Raw genomic sequence first — 13,844 nt, 5'->3', positions numbered from 1 at the left:
ACATCGCGATGGCGGGCGACGAGATCGTCATGCCCGAGAATGCCTTCCTGATGATCCACGATCCCTCCGGCCTCGTCATGGGCACGGCGGCGGACATGCGCGAGATGGCCGGGACGCTGGACAAGATAAAGGGCAGCCTGTTGCAGGGCTATGCCGCCAAATCTGGCAGGTCGCAGGATGAAATCGCCCCGTTGATGGCGGCAGAGACCTGGCTTGATGCCAAGGACGCGCTCGATCTTGGCTTTGCCGACCGGATTGCAGAGCCGGTCCGGATGGCCGCGCGGTTCGATGTGGGGCGTTTTCGTAATGCGCCCCCTTCGCTGGTTGATGTCACGGCAGACGGGCGGGATGCGGCTGCGGCCGATGGAGAAAATGGTGACATCACCGCAGGTCTTGCAGGCGAGGCGTCTGACGACGAACCCGCTACTAGCGATGCCAACCCAGACATCGCACCCGACAGCCACTTGGCCGCCACTGGCCCTGATGCTGTTGAAACCCCGTCGATGGGTCTCGATCCGGACTCTGACCCGGGGGCGGAAACTCTTGGTGCTGCCGAGACTTTGGACGCTGACACCGTCCTGCCTACGGACGCCGCGCCAGCGCCCGAAGCCCATTGCACCGTTGCCGCTGCCAACGGTGCAGCCGATGCCGCCTGCATCCGTGCCACAGCGTTGACCCATGCTCGCGCCGTCGTCGATCTCTGCCGTCTGGCGGGTCAGCCGCAAATGGCCGGGCGGTTCCTCGAGCGCGACACCGGCCTCGACGACGTCCGCGCCGCCCTGCTGGCCACCCGCGCCGCAGCGGAACCCGACATTTCCGCTGCCCATCCGCAACCCGGCTGTCCCTCTGGCGCGCGTCCCTGGGGCGATGTCATTGCCCGCACCTTCCGTCTGAAAGGATAAATCCATGCCTACGCTGACTGAAACCCGCCACGCGGGCGGCTTCCTCGTCTGGGAAGCGCTCCGCGATTATTGCCGCAGCACTGTCGTTCTGGCCTCTGGCAATCTCCAACCCGGCACCATTCTGGGCAAGATCACCGCCTCGGGCAAATACGCGGCCCACGATCCCGCCGCATCGAACGGCACTCAGACGGCGGCGGCCATCCTCTGGGACAGTGTCGATGCCAGCGGTGGCGACAAGAACGCCGTCGTACTGATCCGCGGCCCCGCCATCGTCAACCAGTATGAAATCACCATCCCCGGCACGCCCACCGCGCCGCAGATCGCCGCTGCCCACGCTGCCCTGCTGACGCTCGGCATCCTCGTCCGCTAACCCCCCAAAATCAGGAGGCACCCCATGGCCACTATGGACATTTTCGAAGGCGATGCCTTCTCGATCATCGAACTCACCCGTGCGCTCGAAAACATCCCCTTCAAGCCCGCAACCCTGTCGGGTTCGGGTCTGTTCGGGCCGCGCGGCGTGCGCTCTCGCACCGTTGTTATTGAAAGCCGCGACGGCACGCTGTCGCTGATCCCGTTCTCCGAACGCGGCTCGGCCTACGACCAGCAAACCCCTGAACGTCGCGATGTGCGCGCTTTCGTCTGCCGCCAGTTCAAGAAGCAGGACGTGATCTGGGCCTCGGAAATCCAGCAGGTCCGCGACTTCGGCAGCGAGTCTGCCACCCAGCAGGTGCAGGCCGAAGTCGCCCGCAAGCTGGGCCGGCTGCGCAACGACGCCGAGACCACCTTCGAGTATCACCTCTTCAACGGCATCCAGGGGCTGGTGAAAGACCCGCGCGACGGCGCCACGGTCGTGAGCTATTTCACTGAGTTCGGCATCACCCCGGCTGCGGAAGTGGACTTCGATCTCGATAACGCCACCCCAGCCTCGGGCGCATTGCGCAAACGCTGCCAGGCGCTGATCGAAAGCGTCGAGGATGTGATGGGTGGGCTTGCCACCGGTGCGATTGCGTTGCGTGCCGAATGCGGCTCGGCCTTCTTCGCAGATCTGGTGGCGCACAAGGAGGTGCGCGAGACCTACCTCAACACCGCCGCTGCTGCTGATTTGCGGTCCCGCATCGCCGACGAGGTCAGCTTCGGCGGCATCACCTTCCGCCGCTACCGGGGCGGAGCGGGCTTCGGCGTGGCCACCGACAAGGCGGTGTTCTACCCCGAAGCCGTCGACGGGTTGTTCGAAATCTATCACGCCCCCGCCGATACGTTTGAGACGGTCAACACGCTGGGCCAGCCGCTCTACGCGCGGATGATCCCCGACCGGGATCGTGATGAGTGGGTGCGGCTCGAAATCGAGAGTAATCCTCTGCCGATCTGCACCCGCCCGCAGGTGCTGCGTTCGGCACGGCGGACGTGATGGTTCAAAGGGTGACTTCGTACCGGTCGCGTAAGGATTCGAGGTGCTGAGCCAACCACTCCGATGGCCCGGCAGCGGCCCAAGAGCGCCAGAGTTCCGGATAGTTCATCGCCCGAAACTCTGGCGTCGATCCCGCCACACGTTCTGCAAAGGCAGTTATCTCTTGCCGGTGGGCTGCGAATTCGGGACTGGCATCCGGGTTCGTGGGCTCCCAATAGAGGTAAAGCAGGGTTACATGCCGATCCTGAAAAGTGCGCGCCAACGCGAAAGCATGCTTGATCAATTGCGCGGCATCTAGCCAGACGTAGCCATCAGGTGCATCGATCAGGCGGAGCATCTCGCGAAAGTATCCCTGCTCGCGCCGCGCGTCGCGGATCTGCTCGGCATAGGCGGGGGAGAATGCGGCACGGTGCCTGGCGAGATATTCAGTCAGCTTGGATTCGACCCCGATCATGCTTGTCGGACTTGAAAGAACGACGTCGAGATTTGGGGCGCGACCGCCACGAAGGCCAGTTGGGCACTTGCGTTCGAACTGCAGCGCCTCAAACGGGGCACTGCCCGGAAGCGTCAGGTCGGTGATCCGTCTGCGAAATGGCGCAAAACAGTTCACGGCAAGGCCCGAAGAAGAATGGGCGGCGCGAAACTTGGTCTGCAGTTCGTTCCCGTCCCCTGCGCTGAGATCGGCCGCGAAGTCTTCCGGCGACACCAAGGGTAAAAGTGTATCGTGAAAATCGGGGGCATAACCCTTGTCATCAATGGCGACGTCGGGGCGCTGACGGGCAAATGCACCACGTAGAGCGGAAAGCGCCCGGCTCCGAACCGGGCTTACTGAAAGCGATTCCTGTTTCATGGAGAGAGTATAACGGTGACCAGCGAATTTGCATCCGTGATATCCGTGCTTTTCGCCGATCCCAACATAGGGCGCGACGCGGTCTATATCGCCGACGGCGGCGCGCCCGTTCTTGTGCGCGTCGTCGCCCGACGCGCCGATGCTGTCACCGACTTCGGCGACGCCCGGCTCTGGTCGGAAACCACCCGCGTCGACCTGCAGGTGGCAGAAGTGTCGAACCCGCGCCCCGGCGACAGGATCGAGATCGACGGCGAGGCTTTCCTCATTCAGGGCGAGCCGGTTCGCGACCGCGAGCGGCTTGTCTGGACCTTGGATTTACGTCCGGCATGAAACTGAAGCTCGCCATTGATCCTGACATCGTCGCCATGATGGCGGCGGAGGTTGCGGCGGGGGAGCGCGCCGTGACTGCCGCCATACGCGAAGCCGGAACTGGCCTCAAATCCGCTTGGCGAACGCAGATTACCGGCGCGGGGCTCGGCACCCGACTTGGCAATTCTATCCGGCTCGCGAGCTTTCCGAAGTCCGGCGACAGTCTGAGCGCAGCAGCACTGGTCTGGTCAAATGCGCCGGTCATCATCGGCGCGCATGACACCGGCCCACTTATCCGGTCAAAGAACGGGTTCTGGCTGGCGATCCCAACAGCGGCCGCTGGCAAAAGCAGCAAGGGTGGACGGATCACGCCCGGCGAATGGGAACGCCGAGCTGGGTTGCGGCTGCGGTTCATATACCGTCGTCGCGGACCGAGCCTGCTGGTCGCTGAAGGGCGGCTGAACACCAAGGGTCGCGCGGTGGCGAGCAAGTCAAAAACCGGGCGCGGCGTGGCAACCGTGCCGATCTTTCTGTTGGTGCCGCAGGTCAAGTTGCGCAAGAGGCTGGATCTGGCGCGGGATGCAGAGCGTGCGGTGGACGGCGTACCGGGACTGATCGTGGCCAATTGGGTAGAGGGTCGGCGATGAATGGTGACGACGAAGATCGACAAAACCGGATCGCTTACGCCATCGGGGAGCTCAGCGCCGATCCAGCTTGCCGAATTCGCTATCCAACAGTGAGCGGATCTTCTTCGCCGCACCGCGCAGGGCTGCGTCCACATTCGCATCATTGTGGGTGACGGTCTGCGGCTGCATCCCCTCTGGGCGTGCCTCGACGGTGCAGCGAATATCGTCAGACCCGCCTTTGGCGCCGTTCACATCGGCCAGATGGACCTCGATCCGGGACAATCGGTCGGTCAGATGTCCCAGCGCCGAAGTGACGACCGTTTCGGCCTCATCTGCCAAGCCGTCGTTCCCTTGAATATTGGAATCAGTGTTCAGTTGAAATTGCATGTCGGTCCTCCTGTATGTCTGATCATTTAACACGAGAGCCCCTGCAGGTCACTGATCTGGCTCAAGTACTCCTACAAGATCAGTAAACTAGCCTGCACTCTGATTGCGCAGGCCATAACACAGAGCCAACGACAATGCCCACATCCCGCGAAAATGTCCTCGCCGCACTTCACGCGCGGCTGCTTCCGCTTGCCGCCCTCACCTTGCGCGACGAGGTTCTGCCCGAGCGGATCCCGGCGGCAGGGCAGATCATACTGCGCGACGGCCAGCCGGGCGAGCCGGAGGTGACGCTGTCGCCCCTGCGCTATCATTACCAGCACCGCACCGAGCTGGAAGTCGTCGTCCAGGCCCCGAATGGTCGGGCCAGCGCCTTCGATACCCTCATCGCCGCCATCGGCACGGCGCTGGAGGCTGACCGCACGCTGGGCGGCCTCTGCGATTGGATTGAACCCGAAGCCCCGGCCTCGGTCGATCTGCCGATTGAGGGCGCGGCGGCCCTGAAGGCGGCGGTGATCACCGTCGTCTTGCACTATACCACCACCGGCCCGTTGGCCTGACACCCCACCATAAAGGAGACCCCCATGGCACGTGCGCAAGGTGCGCGGGCGCAGATGGCGCTTGCGTATGAGACAGTTTACGGCACCCCGCCGGTCAGTGGGTTCACGAAGATGCCCTTCGCCAGCACTTCGCTGGGATCGGAACAGCCTCTCCTGAACAGCGAATTGCTTGGGTATGGCCGCGACCCTCTCGCCCCAATCAAGGACGCGGTGACGGCCGACGGCGATGTGATGGTGCCGATCGACGCCGAGGCCTTCGGATTCTGGCTGAAGGCGGCCTTCGGAGATCCGATCACCTCTGGCGCTGGTCCATACACCCATGAGTTCCGCTCGGGCAGCTGGACCCTGCCATCAATGTCGATCGAGACCGGCATGCCCGAGGTGCCGCGCTTTGCGATGTATTCGGGCTGCGTGCTGGATCAGCTGTCGTGGCAGGTGCAACGATCCGGCCTGCTGACTGCCACCGCCCGGCTGGTGGCGCAAGGCGAGACCATCGCCACGTTGAGCGGCGCGGGCACGCCTGCTGAACTGGGCCTGAAGCGGTTCGGCCATTTCAACGGCGCGATTAGTCGCAATGGCAGCGCACTCGGCAACGTTGTCTCGGCCGAGATCACCTATGCCAACAACCTCGACCGGATCGAGACCATCCGCAGCGACGGCAAGATCGACGGGGCAGATCCGTCCATCGCAGCCCTGACTGGCCGGATCGAGGTCCGCTTTGCCGACAGCACGCTGGTGACGCAGGCAATCAACGGCGATCCGTGCGAGATCAGCTTCTCCTATGTCCTGCCCTCTGGCGAAACCTTCACCTTCACCGTTCACGCCGTCTACCTCCCGCGTCCCCGGATCGAGATTTCCGGGCCGCAGGGAGTGCAGGCCACCTTTGACTGGCAAGCGGCGAAAGCTGCCAGCCCCGCCCGCATGTGCACCGCAACCCTGATCAACGATATCGAGGCATACTGATGATCCGCCTGAACCTGACCGCCACGCCGCAATGGCTGGACCTCGCCCCTGGCCTGCGCCTGCTGGTTGCCCCCCTGACCACCGCCCTGATGGTCTCGGCCCGGGCCGATCCGGCAATCGAAGGACTGCCCGATGGTGCTTCCCAAGAGGAACTGGCCCTCGCCATGGCCAAAGCCGTGGCACGTCGCGCGGTGCTGGAATGGGAAGGCGTCGGCGATGACTCGGGCAACATCGTTCCGGTCACTCCCTCTGGCATCGACGCGCTGCTGGAAATCTGGCCGGTCTTTGAGGCCTTTCAAACCCAATACGTCGCGCGCGGCCTGATCCTGGACTTGGAAAAAAACGTCTCCGCGCTCTCGCCGACTGGTCCTTCGGCGGGGGCGACCGCTACTGCACGGCCTGCACGGGGCGCTGCCCCGACTGCCCCGCAAGACTGAACCAGCCGCAAACGCCGGAGGGTTGGCAGGTCTGGGATCTGGTCGGCCGTCTTGGTGGCCAGTTGCGAGTGATCCCCGGTGCAGTGCTGGGCTGGGACATGGGCGCGGCGCTCGCCATGGCACGTGCCCTCGGCGTGCCGCCCCTCGCCATGGCCGAACTGCTGCCCGTCATCGAGGCGGTGATGGTCAGTAAACTCAACGAACAGATGGATCAGTCCCATGGCGGAAAAACGGGTTAGCGTCCGCCTTGCGGCCGTGGGCGGACGACAGGTGCGCGCCGAGCTGGAAGGCGTCGGCGAAGCCGGATCGCGCGGCTTCGGACGGCTCAGCCGCGAAATGGAAGCGGCGAACGCCCGGCTCGCGGCCTTCTCCCGGCGTGTCCGCGTGGCCGCTGCTGCCGCCGTGGCTGCGGCTACCGCCGCTGGCGTGGCGATGATCCGCTCCGGGCTGCAGACTGTCGATGCGCAGGCCAAGCTCGCGGCCTCCCTCGACACCACAGTCGCGAGCATTCAGGTGCTCGAGCGCGCGGGCGATCTGGCGGGCGTGTCGATGGGTCAGGTCGAGCAGGCCACGGTCCAGCTGACGCGACGGCTCAGCCAGGCGGCCTCCGGGACCGGCCCGGCGGTAGAGGCGCTGCGCCGCCTGCGGCTGTCCGCCGAGGACCTGCAGCGTATGCCGCTCGACGCGCGCATCGCCGCGATCCAGCAGGCGCTGGGGCAATACGTGCCGGAAGCCGAGCGCGCCGCCGTCGCCTCCCAGCTCTTCGGCGACCGCGCGGCCTTGGTGTTCACCCGGATCGACACGGCGACGCTGCGACAGGCGACGGAGGACGTACGGGATTTCGGGGTGGTGGTCTCGGACCAGGACGCGGCCCAGATCGAACGCACCAATGACGCCATCTCGCGGCTGGGGCTGATCTGGCGCGGGCTTTCGAACCAGCTGGCCGCCGCCGCCGCGCCCGCGCTTGAAGCGGTCGCGAACGCCATGGCGGCGGTCGCGCGCACCACCGGCCCGCTCGGCATCGCCATCCGCACGCTATTCGACAACATCGGCCGCCTGACCACCTATGCCGCCACCTTCGCCGCCCTGATGGCCGGGCGCTGGGTCGCCGGACTGGTCGCTGCGGCCGTCTCCGTGCGCGGGCTTGCCACCGCGCTCGTGCTTCTGCGCGGGGCGCTGATCCGCACCGGCATCGGCGCGCTGATCGTCGGCGCGGGCGAACTCGTCTACCAGTTCTCCCGCCTTGTCAGCGGCGCGGGCGGCTTCGGGAATGCACTGGAGCTGATGGGCAATGTGGCGCGCGCCGTCTGGGACGGCATCAAGACCACGATGTCGTCCTTCATCGACGATTTCCGCGCGCTGCGTGCCGACATCGAGAGCATCTGGACGCGGCTGATGGCCTTCCTGTCCGGCAAATGGGCCGAGTTCCTCGGCATGATCGGCCCGACCTTCAACGCCGTGGCCGACCGGATCGGGGCGGATTTCCAGATCGACTGGTTCGGGGCGCAATCCTACGCGTCGATGCTGGATCATGCCGCCAGCAACATGGGCGCGAGCGCCGAGCGCTTCCGCCAACGCGCAGCCGAGAGCCGTGCCACGGCCTTCGACGGTGTGCGCGACGCGGTGGCAGCTCTGGTCGATGCCATGCGCGGCTCTAGCGAAGAGGTCGAAGACGCGCTGGATGCGGCCGCGGCAGGCGCGCAGCGCGTGACCGAAGCGCTCGATCAGGCTGACGCGGCCGCGGGCCGCGCGGGCGCGGCCGGGCGGCAGGCGGGGACGGACACTGCAACAGGCTCCGAGGAAGCCTTGACTGGCTGGGAGGCGGTCACGGCGGCCCTCAGCGACTACGCGAGCAAGGCGCGCGAAATCGGGGCCGACATCGGCCAGGCGCTGGTCGGCGCGTTCACCAGCGCCGAGAACGCGGTGGCCGAGTTCGTGAAGACCGGAAAGCTGAACTTCCGCGACCTCGTCACCTCCATGATCGCCGATCTGGCAAGGCTCGCGGCACGTCGCTTCATCCTCGGGCCGATCGCCAACGCGCTCTCCGGCGCGCTCGGCGGCGCGGGCGGCATCTTCGCCGACATCCTGCATGCGGGCGGGATGGTCGGGTCGGCGGGTCCCTCGCGCATGGTCCCGGCGGTGGCTTTCGCGGCGGCGCCCCGGATGCATGGTGGCGGCATGGCCGGGCTGCGCCACGACGAGGTGCCCGCGATCCTGCAGCGGGGCGAGCGGGTTCTGTCACGCCGCGAGGCTCAGAGCTACGGCGCGGGAGGCGGGGTCAACGTCACCATCATGGCCCGCGACGCTGAGAGCTTCCGGCAGTCCCGCACGCAGGTTGCGGCCGACATCGCCCGTGCGGTCTCGCTCGGCCGGAGGGGCATGTGATGGCGTTTCACGAGGTCCGGTTTCCCGACAATATCAGCCGGGGCGCGCGGGGCGGGCCGGAGCGGCGCACGCAGATCGTCGAGCTCGCCTCGGGCGACGAGGAGCGAAACGCCAGCTGGGCCAACTCGCGCCGCCGCTACGATGTCGCCTACGGCATCCGCCGCGCCGACGATCTGGCGGCGGTGGTCGCCTTCTTCGAGGCGAGGAATGGGCGGCTGCATGGCTTCCGCTTCAAGGACTGGGGCGACCACAAGTCCTCCCTGCCGTCGCAGGCGGTGGCCCCGACCGACCAGGCGATCGCCACCGGCGATGGCACGACGACCGCCTTTCAGCTGGTCAAGCGCTACGCCTCCGGGGCGCAATCCTGGACGCGCGCCATCGCCAAGCCTGTGGCGGGAACCGTGCGCACGGCGCTTGGCGGGGTCGAGCAGCCCTCCGGCTGGTCGGTCGACACCGCCACCGGCATCGTCACCTTCAGCGCCGCGCCGGGCTCCGGCGTCGCGATCACCGCGGGCTTCGAGTTCGACGTGCCAGTCCGCTTCGACACCGATGCCCTCGACGTGACGCTCGATCTCGAGCGGCTCGGATCGATCACCTCCATCCCGCTTCTGGAATTGCGCCGATGAAAACCTTGGATCCCGCCCTGCAGGTCCATCTCGACCAAGGCACGACGACGCTCGCCTGGTGCTGGCGGATCGCGCGCGCCGATGGCGCGAGTTTCGGCTTCACCGACCACGACCGGACGCTCCGCTTCGACGGTACGGACTTCGAACCCGAGAGCGGCCTGACGGCCTCCGAGGTCCGCTCGGGCTCGGACCTGTCCGTCGATGCGCAGGACGCCGAGGGCGTGCTGACCTCCGACCGCATCACCGAGACCGACATCCTCGACGGCCGCTGGGACAACGCCGAGGTCGAGGTCTGGCGGGTGAACTGGGCCGACACGGGCCAGCGCGTCCTCATGCGACGCGGGGCCATCGGCCAGATCCGGCGCGGCCGGCTGGCCTTCGTCGCCGAGGTGCGCTCGCTCGCGCATGTGCTGGGCCAGACGGTCGGGCGGACCTTCCAGGCGACCTGCGATGCCGCGCTTGGCGACGCGCGCTGCGGCGTCGATCTGGAGGCTACCGCCTTCAAGGGAACCGGCGCCGTCATCGATCTCCTGCGCGACAGGGCGTTCACCGCCTCGGGGCTGGGCGAATTCACCTCAGGCTGGTTCACCTTCGGCACACTGGACTGGACGAGCGGCGCGAACGCCGGGCGGCGCACCGAGGTGCTGGGCCATGACGTCACGGATGGCATCGCCCTGCTGACCCTGCTCGAGGCGCCGGTGCGCTCGATCGCCGAGGACGATGCCTTCACCATCCGTGCGGGCTGCGACAAGCGGATGGAGACTTGCGGCGCCAAGTTCGCCAACACCGTCAACTTCCGCGGCTTCCCGAACATCCCCGGCCAGGACGCCGTTCTCCGCTATGCCACCAAGGATGGCGGCCACGAAGGGTCCGTGCTTTGACCTCCGCCGACCCCCTGCGGGTCATCGCCATCGCGCGGTCATGGCTCGGCACGCCGTACCACGACCAGGCCAGCCTGCGCGGCATCGGCTGCGACTGCCTAGGCCTCGCCCGGGGCGTCTGGCGCGAGGTGGTGGGGCCGGAGCCGTTCCCGATCCCGCCCTACAGCCGCGACTGGGGCGAGACCGGTCCGCGCGAGGTTCTGGCCGAGGGCGCTCGGCGCATGATGATCGAGGTGTCGCCCGCCGAGGCCGGTCCCGGCGCGCTGGTGCTGTTCCGCATGAAGCCCCGCGCCATCGCCAAGCATGTCGGGATCCTGACCGCGCCCGACACCTTTCTGCATGCCTATGAGCGGCTGGGCGTGATCGAGGAATCGCTCACCCCATCCTGGCGGCGGCGCATCGCCTTCGCCTTCCTGTTCCCGCAACGCTGAGTTCCACACATGGCCACCCTCGTTCTCGGCGCGGCCGGCGCCGCCATTGGCGGCAGCATCGGCGGAGCCATCCTCGGTGTGAGCGCCGCGACGATCGGCGGTTTCATCGGCTCCAGCATCGGCTCGGTCGTCGACAGCTGGATCATCTCGTCGCTCGCGCCCACGCAGCGCATCGAGGGCGCGCGGCTCGACACGCTGCGCATCACCTCGGCCACCGAAGGCGCGGTCATTCCGCGGCTCTACGGTCGCATGAGGATGGGCGGCAACATCATCTGGGCGACGGATTTCCGCGAGGAAACCAGGACCACCACGCAGGGCGGAGGCAAGGGAGGCGGGGGCGGCAAGGTCAAGACGACCGAGTATCTCTACTATGCCAGCTTCGCCGTCGCCTTGTGCGAAGGGCCGATCACCGGCATCGGTCGCATCTGGGCCGACGGCAAGCCGATGGACCTCACGGGCGTCACCTGGCGCTGGTATCCGGGCGACGAGGCGCAGACGGCCGATCCGTTCATCGCGGCGAAGATGGGCGCGGCCAGCACGCCCGCCTATCGCGGCACGGCTTACGTGGTCTTCGAGGAGCTGGCGCTTTCCACCTACGGCAACCGCCTGCCGCAGCTCTCCTTCGAGGTGTTCCGCCCACTCGCCGATCCCGACACCGCGGAGGGGCTGACCCGCGCCGTCACCATGATCCCGGCCTCGGGCGAGTTCACCTACGCGACGCAGGCCATCCGCAAGACCGATGGCGGCACGACGGTGCCCGAGAACCTGAACGCGCTGGCCGACTCCACCGACATGGTGGAGGCGCTGGACCGGCTGCAGGCGATGGCCCCTGCTGTGACAAGCGTCAGCCTCGTGGTGGCGTGGTTCGGTGACGATCTGCGCGCGGGATCCTGCAAGGTGCGGCCGGGCGTCGAGGTATCGGCCAAATCGACCACGCCCGCCACCTGGTCGGTCAATGGCGTCAGCCGCGCCGACGCCTTCCTCGTCAGCCGCGACGACGAGGACCGTCCTGTCTATGGTGGCACGCCGTCGGACTTTGCCGTCGTGCAGGCGATCCAGGAGATGAAGGCGCGGGGCCTGCGGGTCACCTTCTATCCGTTCATCCTGATGGATGTGCCGCCCGGCAACACGCTGCCGAACCCGTATTCCGACAACGCCGCGGAGACGAGCCAGCCTGCCTTCCCCTGGCGCGGGCGGATCACCTGTTCTCCGGCGGCGGGCTACGCCGGGACCGTCGACAAGACCGCCACGGCGGCAGGCCAAGTAGCGGCGCTGTTCGGCGCGGCGACGCCCGCGAGCTTCAGCGTCTCGGGTCAGTCGGTTTCATGGACCGGGCCCTCCGGCGACTGGGGTCTGCGGCGCATGGTGCTGCACTACGCCCATCTCTGCGCGGCGGCGGGCGGGGTCGATGCTTTCCTGATCGGCACCGAGATGCCGGGGCTGACGACGATCCGCTCGGGCGCAACCACCTATCCGGCGGTGCAGGCCTTTCGCGACCTGCTTGCCGATGTCCGCTCGATCCTCGGGTCCGGCACGACGATTGGCTATGCTGCGGACTGGAGCGAATATTTCGGGCACCAGCCGGGCGACGGCTCGGGCGACGTGTTCTTCCACCTCGACCCGCTCTGGGCCGATCCGGAGATCGATTTCATCGGGATCGACAACTACATGCCGCTGTCGGACTGGCGCGACGGGTTCGAGCATCTCGACGGGGCCGAGGGCTGGCCCGCGATCTATGACCGCGCCTATCTGCAGGCGAACATCGCGGGCGGCGAAGGCTTCGACTGGTTCTATGCCAGCGCGGCGGATCGCACCTCGCAGGTTCGGACGGCCATCACGGATGGCGCCGCCAGCAAGCCATGGGTCTTCCGCTACAAGGATCTGCGCGCCTGGTGGTCGAACCCGCACTACAACCGCCCGGGCGGGGTGGAAAGCGGGACGCCCACCGCATGGGTACCGCAGTCGAAGCCGATCTGGTTCACCGAGCTGGGCTGTCCCGCCATCGACCGGGGGACCAACCAGCCCAACGTGTTCTTCGACCCGAAATCGTCCGAGAGCTTCACGCCGCATTTCTCGCGCGGCTGGCGGGACGACGCGATCCAGCGCGCGTATCTCGAGGCGACCTATCTCTGGTGGGGCGCCCCGGCCAACAACCCGCTGTCCTCGGTCTACGGCGCGCGCATGGTGCATGTGCCGGAATGCGCCGCCTGGACATGGGACGCGCGGCCGTACCCGTTCTTCCCGGCGCTGACCGACGTCTGGACGGACGGGGCGAACTGGCGGCTCGGGCACTGGCTGACCGGAAGGCTGGGCGCGGCGTCGCTCGCCGCACTCGTCCGGCACCTCTGCCTGCGCGCCGGGCTGCCCGAGGCGAGGATCGACGTCTCCGGACTCTGGGGCGCGGTCGAGGGCTACGCCATCACCGCGCTCGAAAGCCCGCGCGCCTCGATCACCACGCTGTCGCGCCACTTCGGCTTCGACGCCGTTGAGACCGAGGGCGTGATCCGCTTCGTCATGCGCGGCCGGGCCTCTGTCGCCACCCTCGTCCACGACGATCTGGTCGCCGCCCGCGAGGGCGACGTGCTGGAACTGACGCGCGGCCAGGAGACCGAACTGCCGCAAGCCCTGAAATGGCAGGTCGCGCGGGCGGATGAGGATTACGACGCGGCCCTCGTCGAGGCGCGGCGCATCACGGTGGACACGACCCGCATCGCCTCCGAGTCCTTCCCGATGGCGGTGCCGCCCGAGGAGGCCGAGCGGCGCTGCCGCCGTGCCCTGATGGAGGCATGGGTGGGACGCGAGACGGCGGCGTTCCGATTGCCGCCCTCTCGCCTCGCGCTCGACCCGGCCGACGCGATCCGGCTGGAGCATGACGGGCGGCTGGTCGATCTGCGGCTCGTCTCCATCGCCGACGCCGAGGCGCGCGGGATCGAGGCGGTCCGCGAGGACCGGGCAACCTACGATCTGCCGCCCGGCGATCCCCGCGCGGCGTCGCTGACGCGTGCTGTCGTGTTCGGCGCGCCGGATGCGGTGCTGATGGACCTGCCGCAATTGACCGAGGACCAGCCCGCGCATCGGCCGC

General features: G+C 67.3%; 16 protein-coding genes. 14 read left to right on the top strand and 2 right to left on the bottom strand.

What is annotated here, in order from left to right; translation table 11 throughout:
* From ROE7235_RS16755 to ROE7235_RS16745, 3 genes are all read left to right on the top strand, one after another.
* A partial coding sequence (locus ROE7235_RS16755; RefSeq protein WP_183073555.1) for a Clp protease ClpP occupies nt 1-902 on the top strand: 902 nt, incomplete at its 5' end.
* A 4-nt stretch (nt 903-906) separates the two neighbouring features.
* The gene (locus ROE7235_RS16750; protein WP_121096699.1) at nt 907-1,272 is read left to right on the top strand and encodes a head decoration protein; all 366 of its coding nucleotides are present in this window, start codon (nt 907-909) and stop codon (nt 1,270-1,272) included.
* Nucleotides 1,273-1,296: 24 nt separating this feature from the next.
* Entirely contained in the window at nt 1,297-2,310 is a 1,014-nt protein-coding gene (locus tag ROE7235_RS16745) for a major capsid protein (protein WP_121096697.1), read from the top strand.
* 4 nt (nt 2,311-2,314) lie between these two features.
* Here ROE7235_RS16745 and ROE7235_RS16740 read toward each other — a convergent pair whose 3' ends face one another.
* Entirely contained in the window at nt 2,315-3,160 is an 846-nt protein-coding gene (locus ROE7235_RS16740) for a PGN_0703 family putative restriction endonuclease (RefSeq protein WP_121096695.1), read from the bottom strand.
* 15 nt (nt 3,161-3,175) lie between these two features.
* Here ROE7235_RS16740 and ROE7235_RS16735 point away from each other — a divergent pair, with 15 nt between their 5' ends.
* The gene (locus ROE7235_RS16735) at nt 3,176-3,490 is read left to right on the top strand and encodes a head-tail joining protein (RefSeq protein ID WP_183073554.1); all 315 of its coding nucleotides are present in this window, start codon (nt 3,176-3,178) and stop codon (nt 3,488-3,490) included.
* Complete coding sequence (locus ROE7235_RS16730) at nt 3,487-4,116, top strand: DUF6441 family protein (RefSeq protein ID WP_121096693.1); 630 nt, start codon at nt 3,487-3,489, stop codon at nt 4,114-4,116. The genes ROE7235_RS16735 and ROE7235_RS16730 overlap by 4 nt, the downstream gene beginning before the upstream one ends.
* 51 nt (nt 4,117-4,167) lie before the next feature.
* Here the strand turns inward: ROE7235_RS16730 and ROE7235_RS16725 are convergent, their stop codons facing one another.
* A complete protein-coding gene (locus tag ROE7235_RS16725; RefSeq protein ID WP_019956764.1) occupies nt 4,168-4,482 on the bottom strand; it encodes a hypothetical protein in 315 nt (104 codons plus the stop codon).
* 134 nt (nt 4,483-4,616) lie between these two features.
* Between ROE7235_RS16725 and ROE7235_RS16720 the strand changes: the two genes are divergently transcribed.
* From ROE7235_RS16720 to ROE7235_RS16680, 9 genes are all read left to right on the top strand, one after another.
* Nucleotides 4,617-5,039: an acyl-CoA transferase gene (locus ROE7235_RS16720; protein ID WP_121096691.1), complete on the top strand. Its 423-nt coding sequence runs from the start codon at nt 4,617-4,619 to the stop codon at nt 5,037-5,039.
* Nucleotides 5,040-5,063: 24 nt separating this feature from the next.
* Nucleotides 5,064-6,002, top strand: coding sequence for a phage tail tube protein (locus ROE7235_RS16715; protein WP_121096689.1), 939 nt, complete (start codon nt 5,064-5,066; stop codon nt 6,000-6,002).
* Nucleotides 6,002-6,439 (top strand): hypothetical protein, encoded by a 438-nt coding sequence (locus tag ROE7235_RS16710; RefSeq protein ID WP_121096687.1) that lies wholly within the window; start codon nt 6,002-6,004, stop codon nt 6,437-6,439. The genes ROE7235_RS16715 and ROE7235_RS16710 overlap by 1 nt, the downstream gene beginning before the upstream one ends.
* Before the next feature lie 98 nt (nt 6,440-6,537).
* A complete protein-coding gene (locus tag ROE7235_RS20685; RefSeq protein ID WP_245964007.1) occupies nt 6,538-6,678 on the top strand; it encodes a DUF7697 family protein in 141 nt (46 codons plus the stop codon).
* The gene (locus ROE7235_RS16700; RefSeq protein ID WP_121096683.1) at nt 6,659-8,824 is read left to right on the top strand and encodes a phage tail tape measure C-terminal domain-containing protein; all 2,166 of its coding nucleotides are present in this window, start codon (nt 6,659-6,661) and stop codon (nt 8,822-8,824) included. The genes ROE7235_RS20685 and ROE7235_RS16700 overlap by 20 nt, the downstream gene beginning before the upstream one ends.
* The gene (locus ROE7235_RS16695) at nt 8,824-9,450 is read left to right on the top strand and encodes a DUF2460 domain-containing protein (protein ID WP_121096681.1); all 627 of its coding nucleotides are present in this window, start codon (nt 8,824-8,826) and stop codon (nt 9,448-9,450) included. The genes ROE7235_RS16700 and ROE7235_RS16695 overlap by 1 nt, the downstream gene beginning before the upstream one ends.
* Nucleotides 9,447-10,331: a phage/gene transfer agent baseplate hub protein gene (locus ROE7235_RS16690; RefSeq protein WP_121096680.1), complete on the top strand. Its 885-nt coding sequence runs from the start codon at nt 9,447-9,449 to the stop codon at nt 10,329-10,331. The genes ROE7235_RS16695 and ROE7235_RS16690 overlap by 4 nt, the downstream gene beginning before the upstream one ends.
* Nucleotides 10,328-10,762: an NlpC/P60 family protein gene (locus ROE7235_RS16685; protein WP_121096678.1), complete on the top strand. Its 435-nt coding sequence runs from the start codon at nt 10,328-10,330 to the stop codon at nt 10,760-10,762. The genes ROE7235_RS16690 and ROE7235_RS16685 overlap by 4 nt, the downstream gene beginning before the upstream one ends.
* Before the next feature lie 9 nt (nt 10,763-10,771).
* Nucleotides 10,772-13,844: baseplate multidomain protein megatron (locus tag ROE7235_RS16680; RefSeq protein ID WP_121096676.1), on the top strand; the 3,073-nt coding region annotated here is incomplete at its 3' end.

The sequence above is a fragment of the Roseinatronobacter ekhonensis genome (assembly GCF_900499075.1).
Lineage (GTDB): Bacteria > Pseudomonadota > Alphaproteobacteria > Rhodobacterales > Rhodobacteraceae > Roseinatronobacter > Roseinatronobacter ekhonensis.
This window is presented reverse-complemented; position numbering and strand designations above follow the sequence as displayed.

Coding starts and splice junctions, on each gene's coding strand:
- ROE7235_RS16710 (WP_121096687.1), top strand. CDS start 6,002: ATGATCCGCCTGAACCTGACCGCCACGCCGCAATGGCTGGACCTCGCC.
- ROE7235_RS16725 (WP_019956764.1), bottom strand. CDS start 4,482: ATGCAATTTCAACTGAACACTGATTCCAATATTCAAGGGAACGACGGC.
- ROE7235_RS16745 (WP_121096697.1), top strand. CDS start 1,297: ATGGCCACTATGGACATTTTCGAAGGCGATGCCTTCTCGATCATCGAA.
- ROE7235_RS16700 (WP_121096683.1), top strand. CDS start 6,659: ATGGCGGAAAAACGGGTTAGCGTCCGCCTTGCGGCCGTGGGCGGACGA.
- ROE7235_RS16715 (WP_121096689.1), top strand. CDS start 5,064: ATGGCACGTGCGCAAGGTGCGCGGGCGCAGATGGCGCTTGCGTATGAG.
- ROE7235_RS16740 (WP_121096695.1), bottom strand. CDS start 3,160: ATGAAACAGGAATCGCTTTCAGTAAGCCCGGTTCGGAGCCGGGCGCTT.
- ROE7235_RS16750 (WP_121096699.1), top strand. CDS start 907: ATGCCTACGCTGACTGAAACCCGCCACGCGGGCGGCTTCCTCGTCTGG.
- ROE7235_RS16690 (WP_121096680.1), top strand. CDS start 9,447: ATGAAAACCTTGGATCCCGCCCTGCAGGTCCATCTCGACCAAGGCACG.
- ROE7235_RS16720 (WP_121096691.1), top strand. CDS start 4,617: ATGCCCACATCCCGCGAAAATGTCCTCGCCGCACTTCACGCGCGGCTG.
- ROE7235_RS16695 (WP_121096681.1), top strand. CDS start 8,824: ATGGCGTTTCACGAGGTCCGGTTTCCCGACAATATCAGCCGGGGCGCG.
- ROE7235_RS20685 (WP_245964007.1), top strand. CDS start 6,538: ATGGGCGCGGCGCTCGCCATGGCACGTGCCCTCGGCGTGCCGCCCCTC.
- ROE7235_RS16730 (WP_121096693.1), top strand. CDS start 3,487: ATGAAACTGAAGCTCGCCATTGATCCTGACATCGTCGCCATGATGGCG.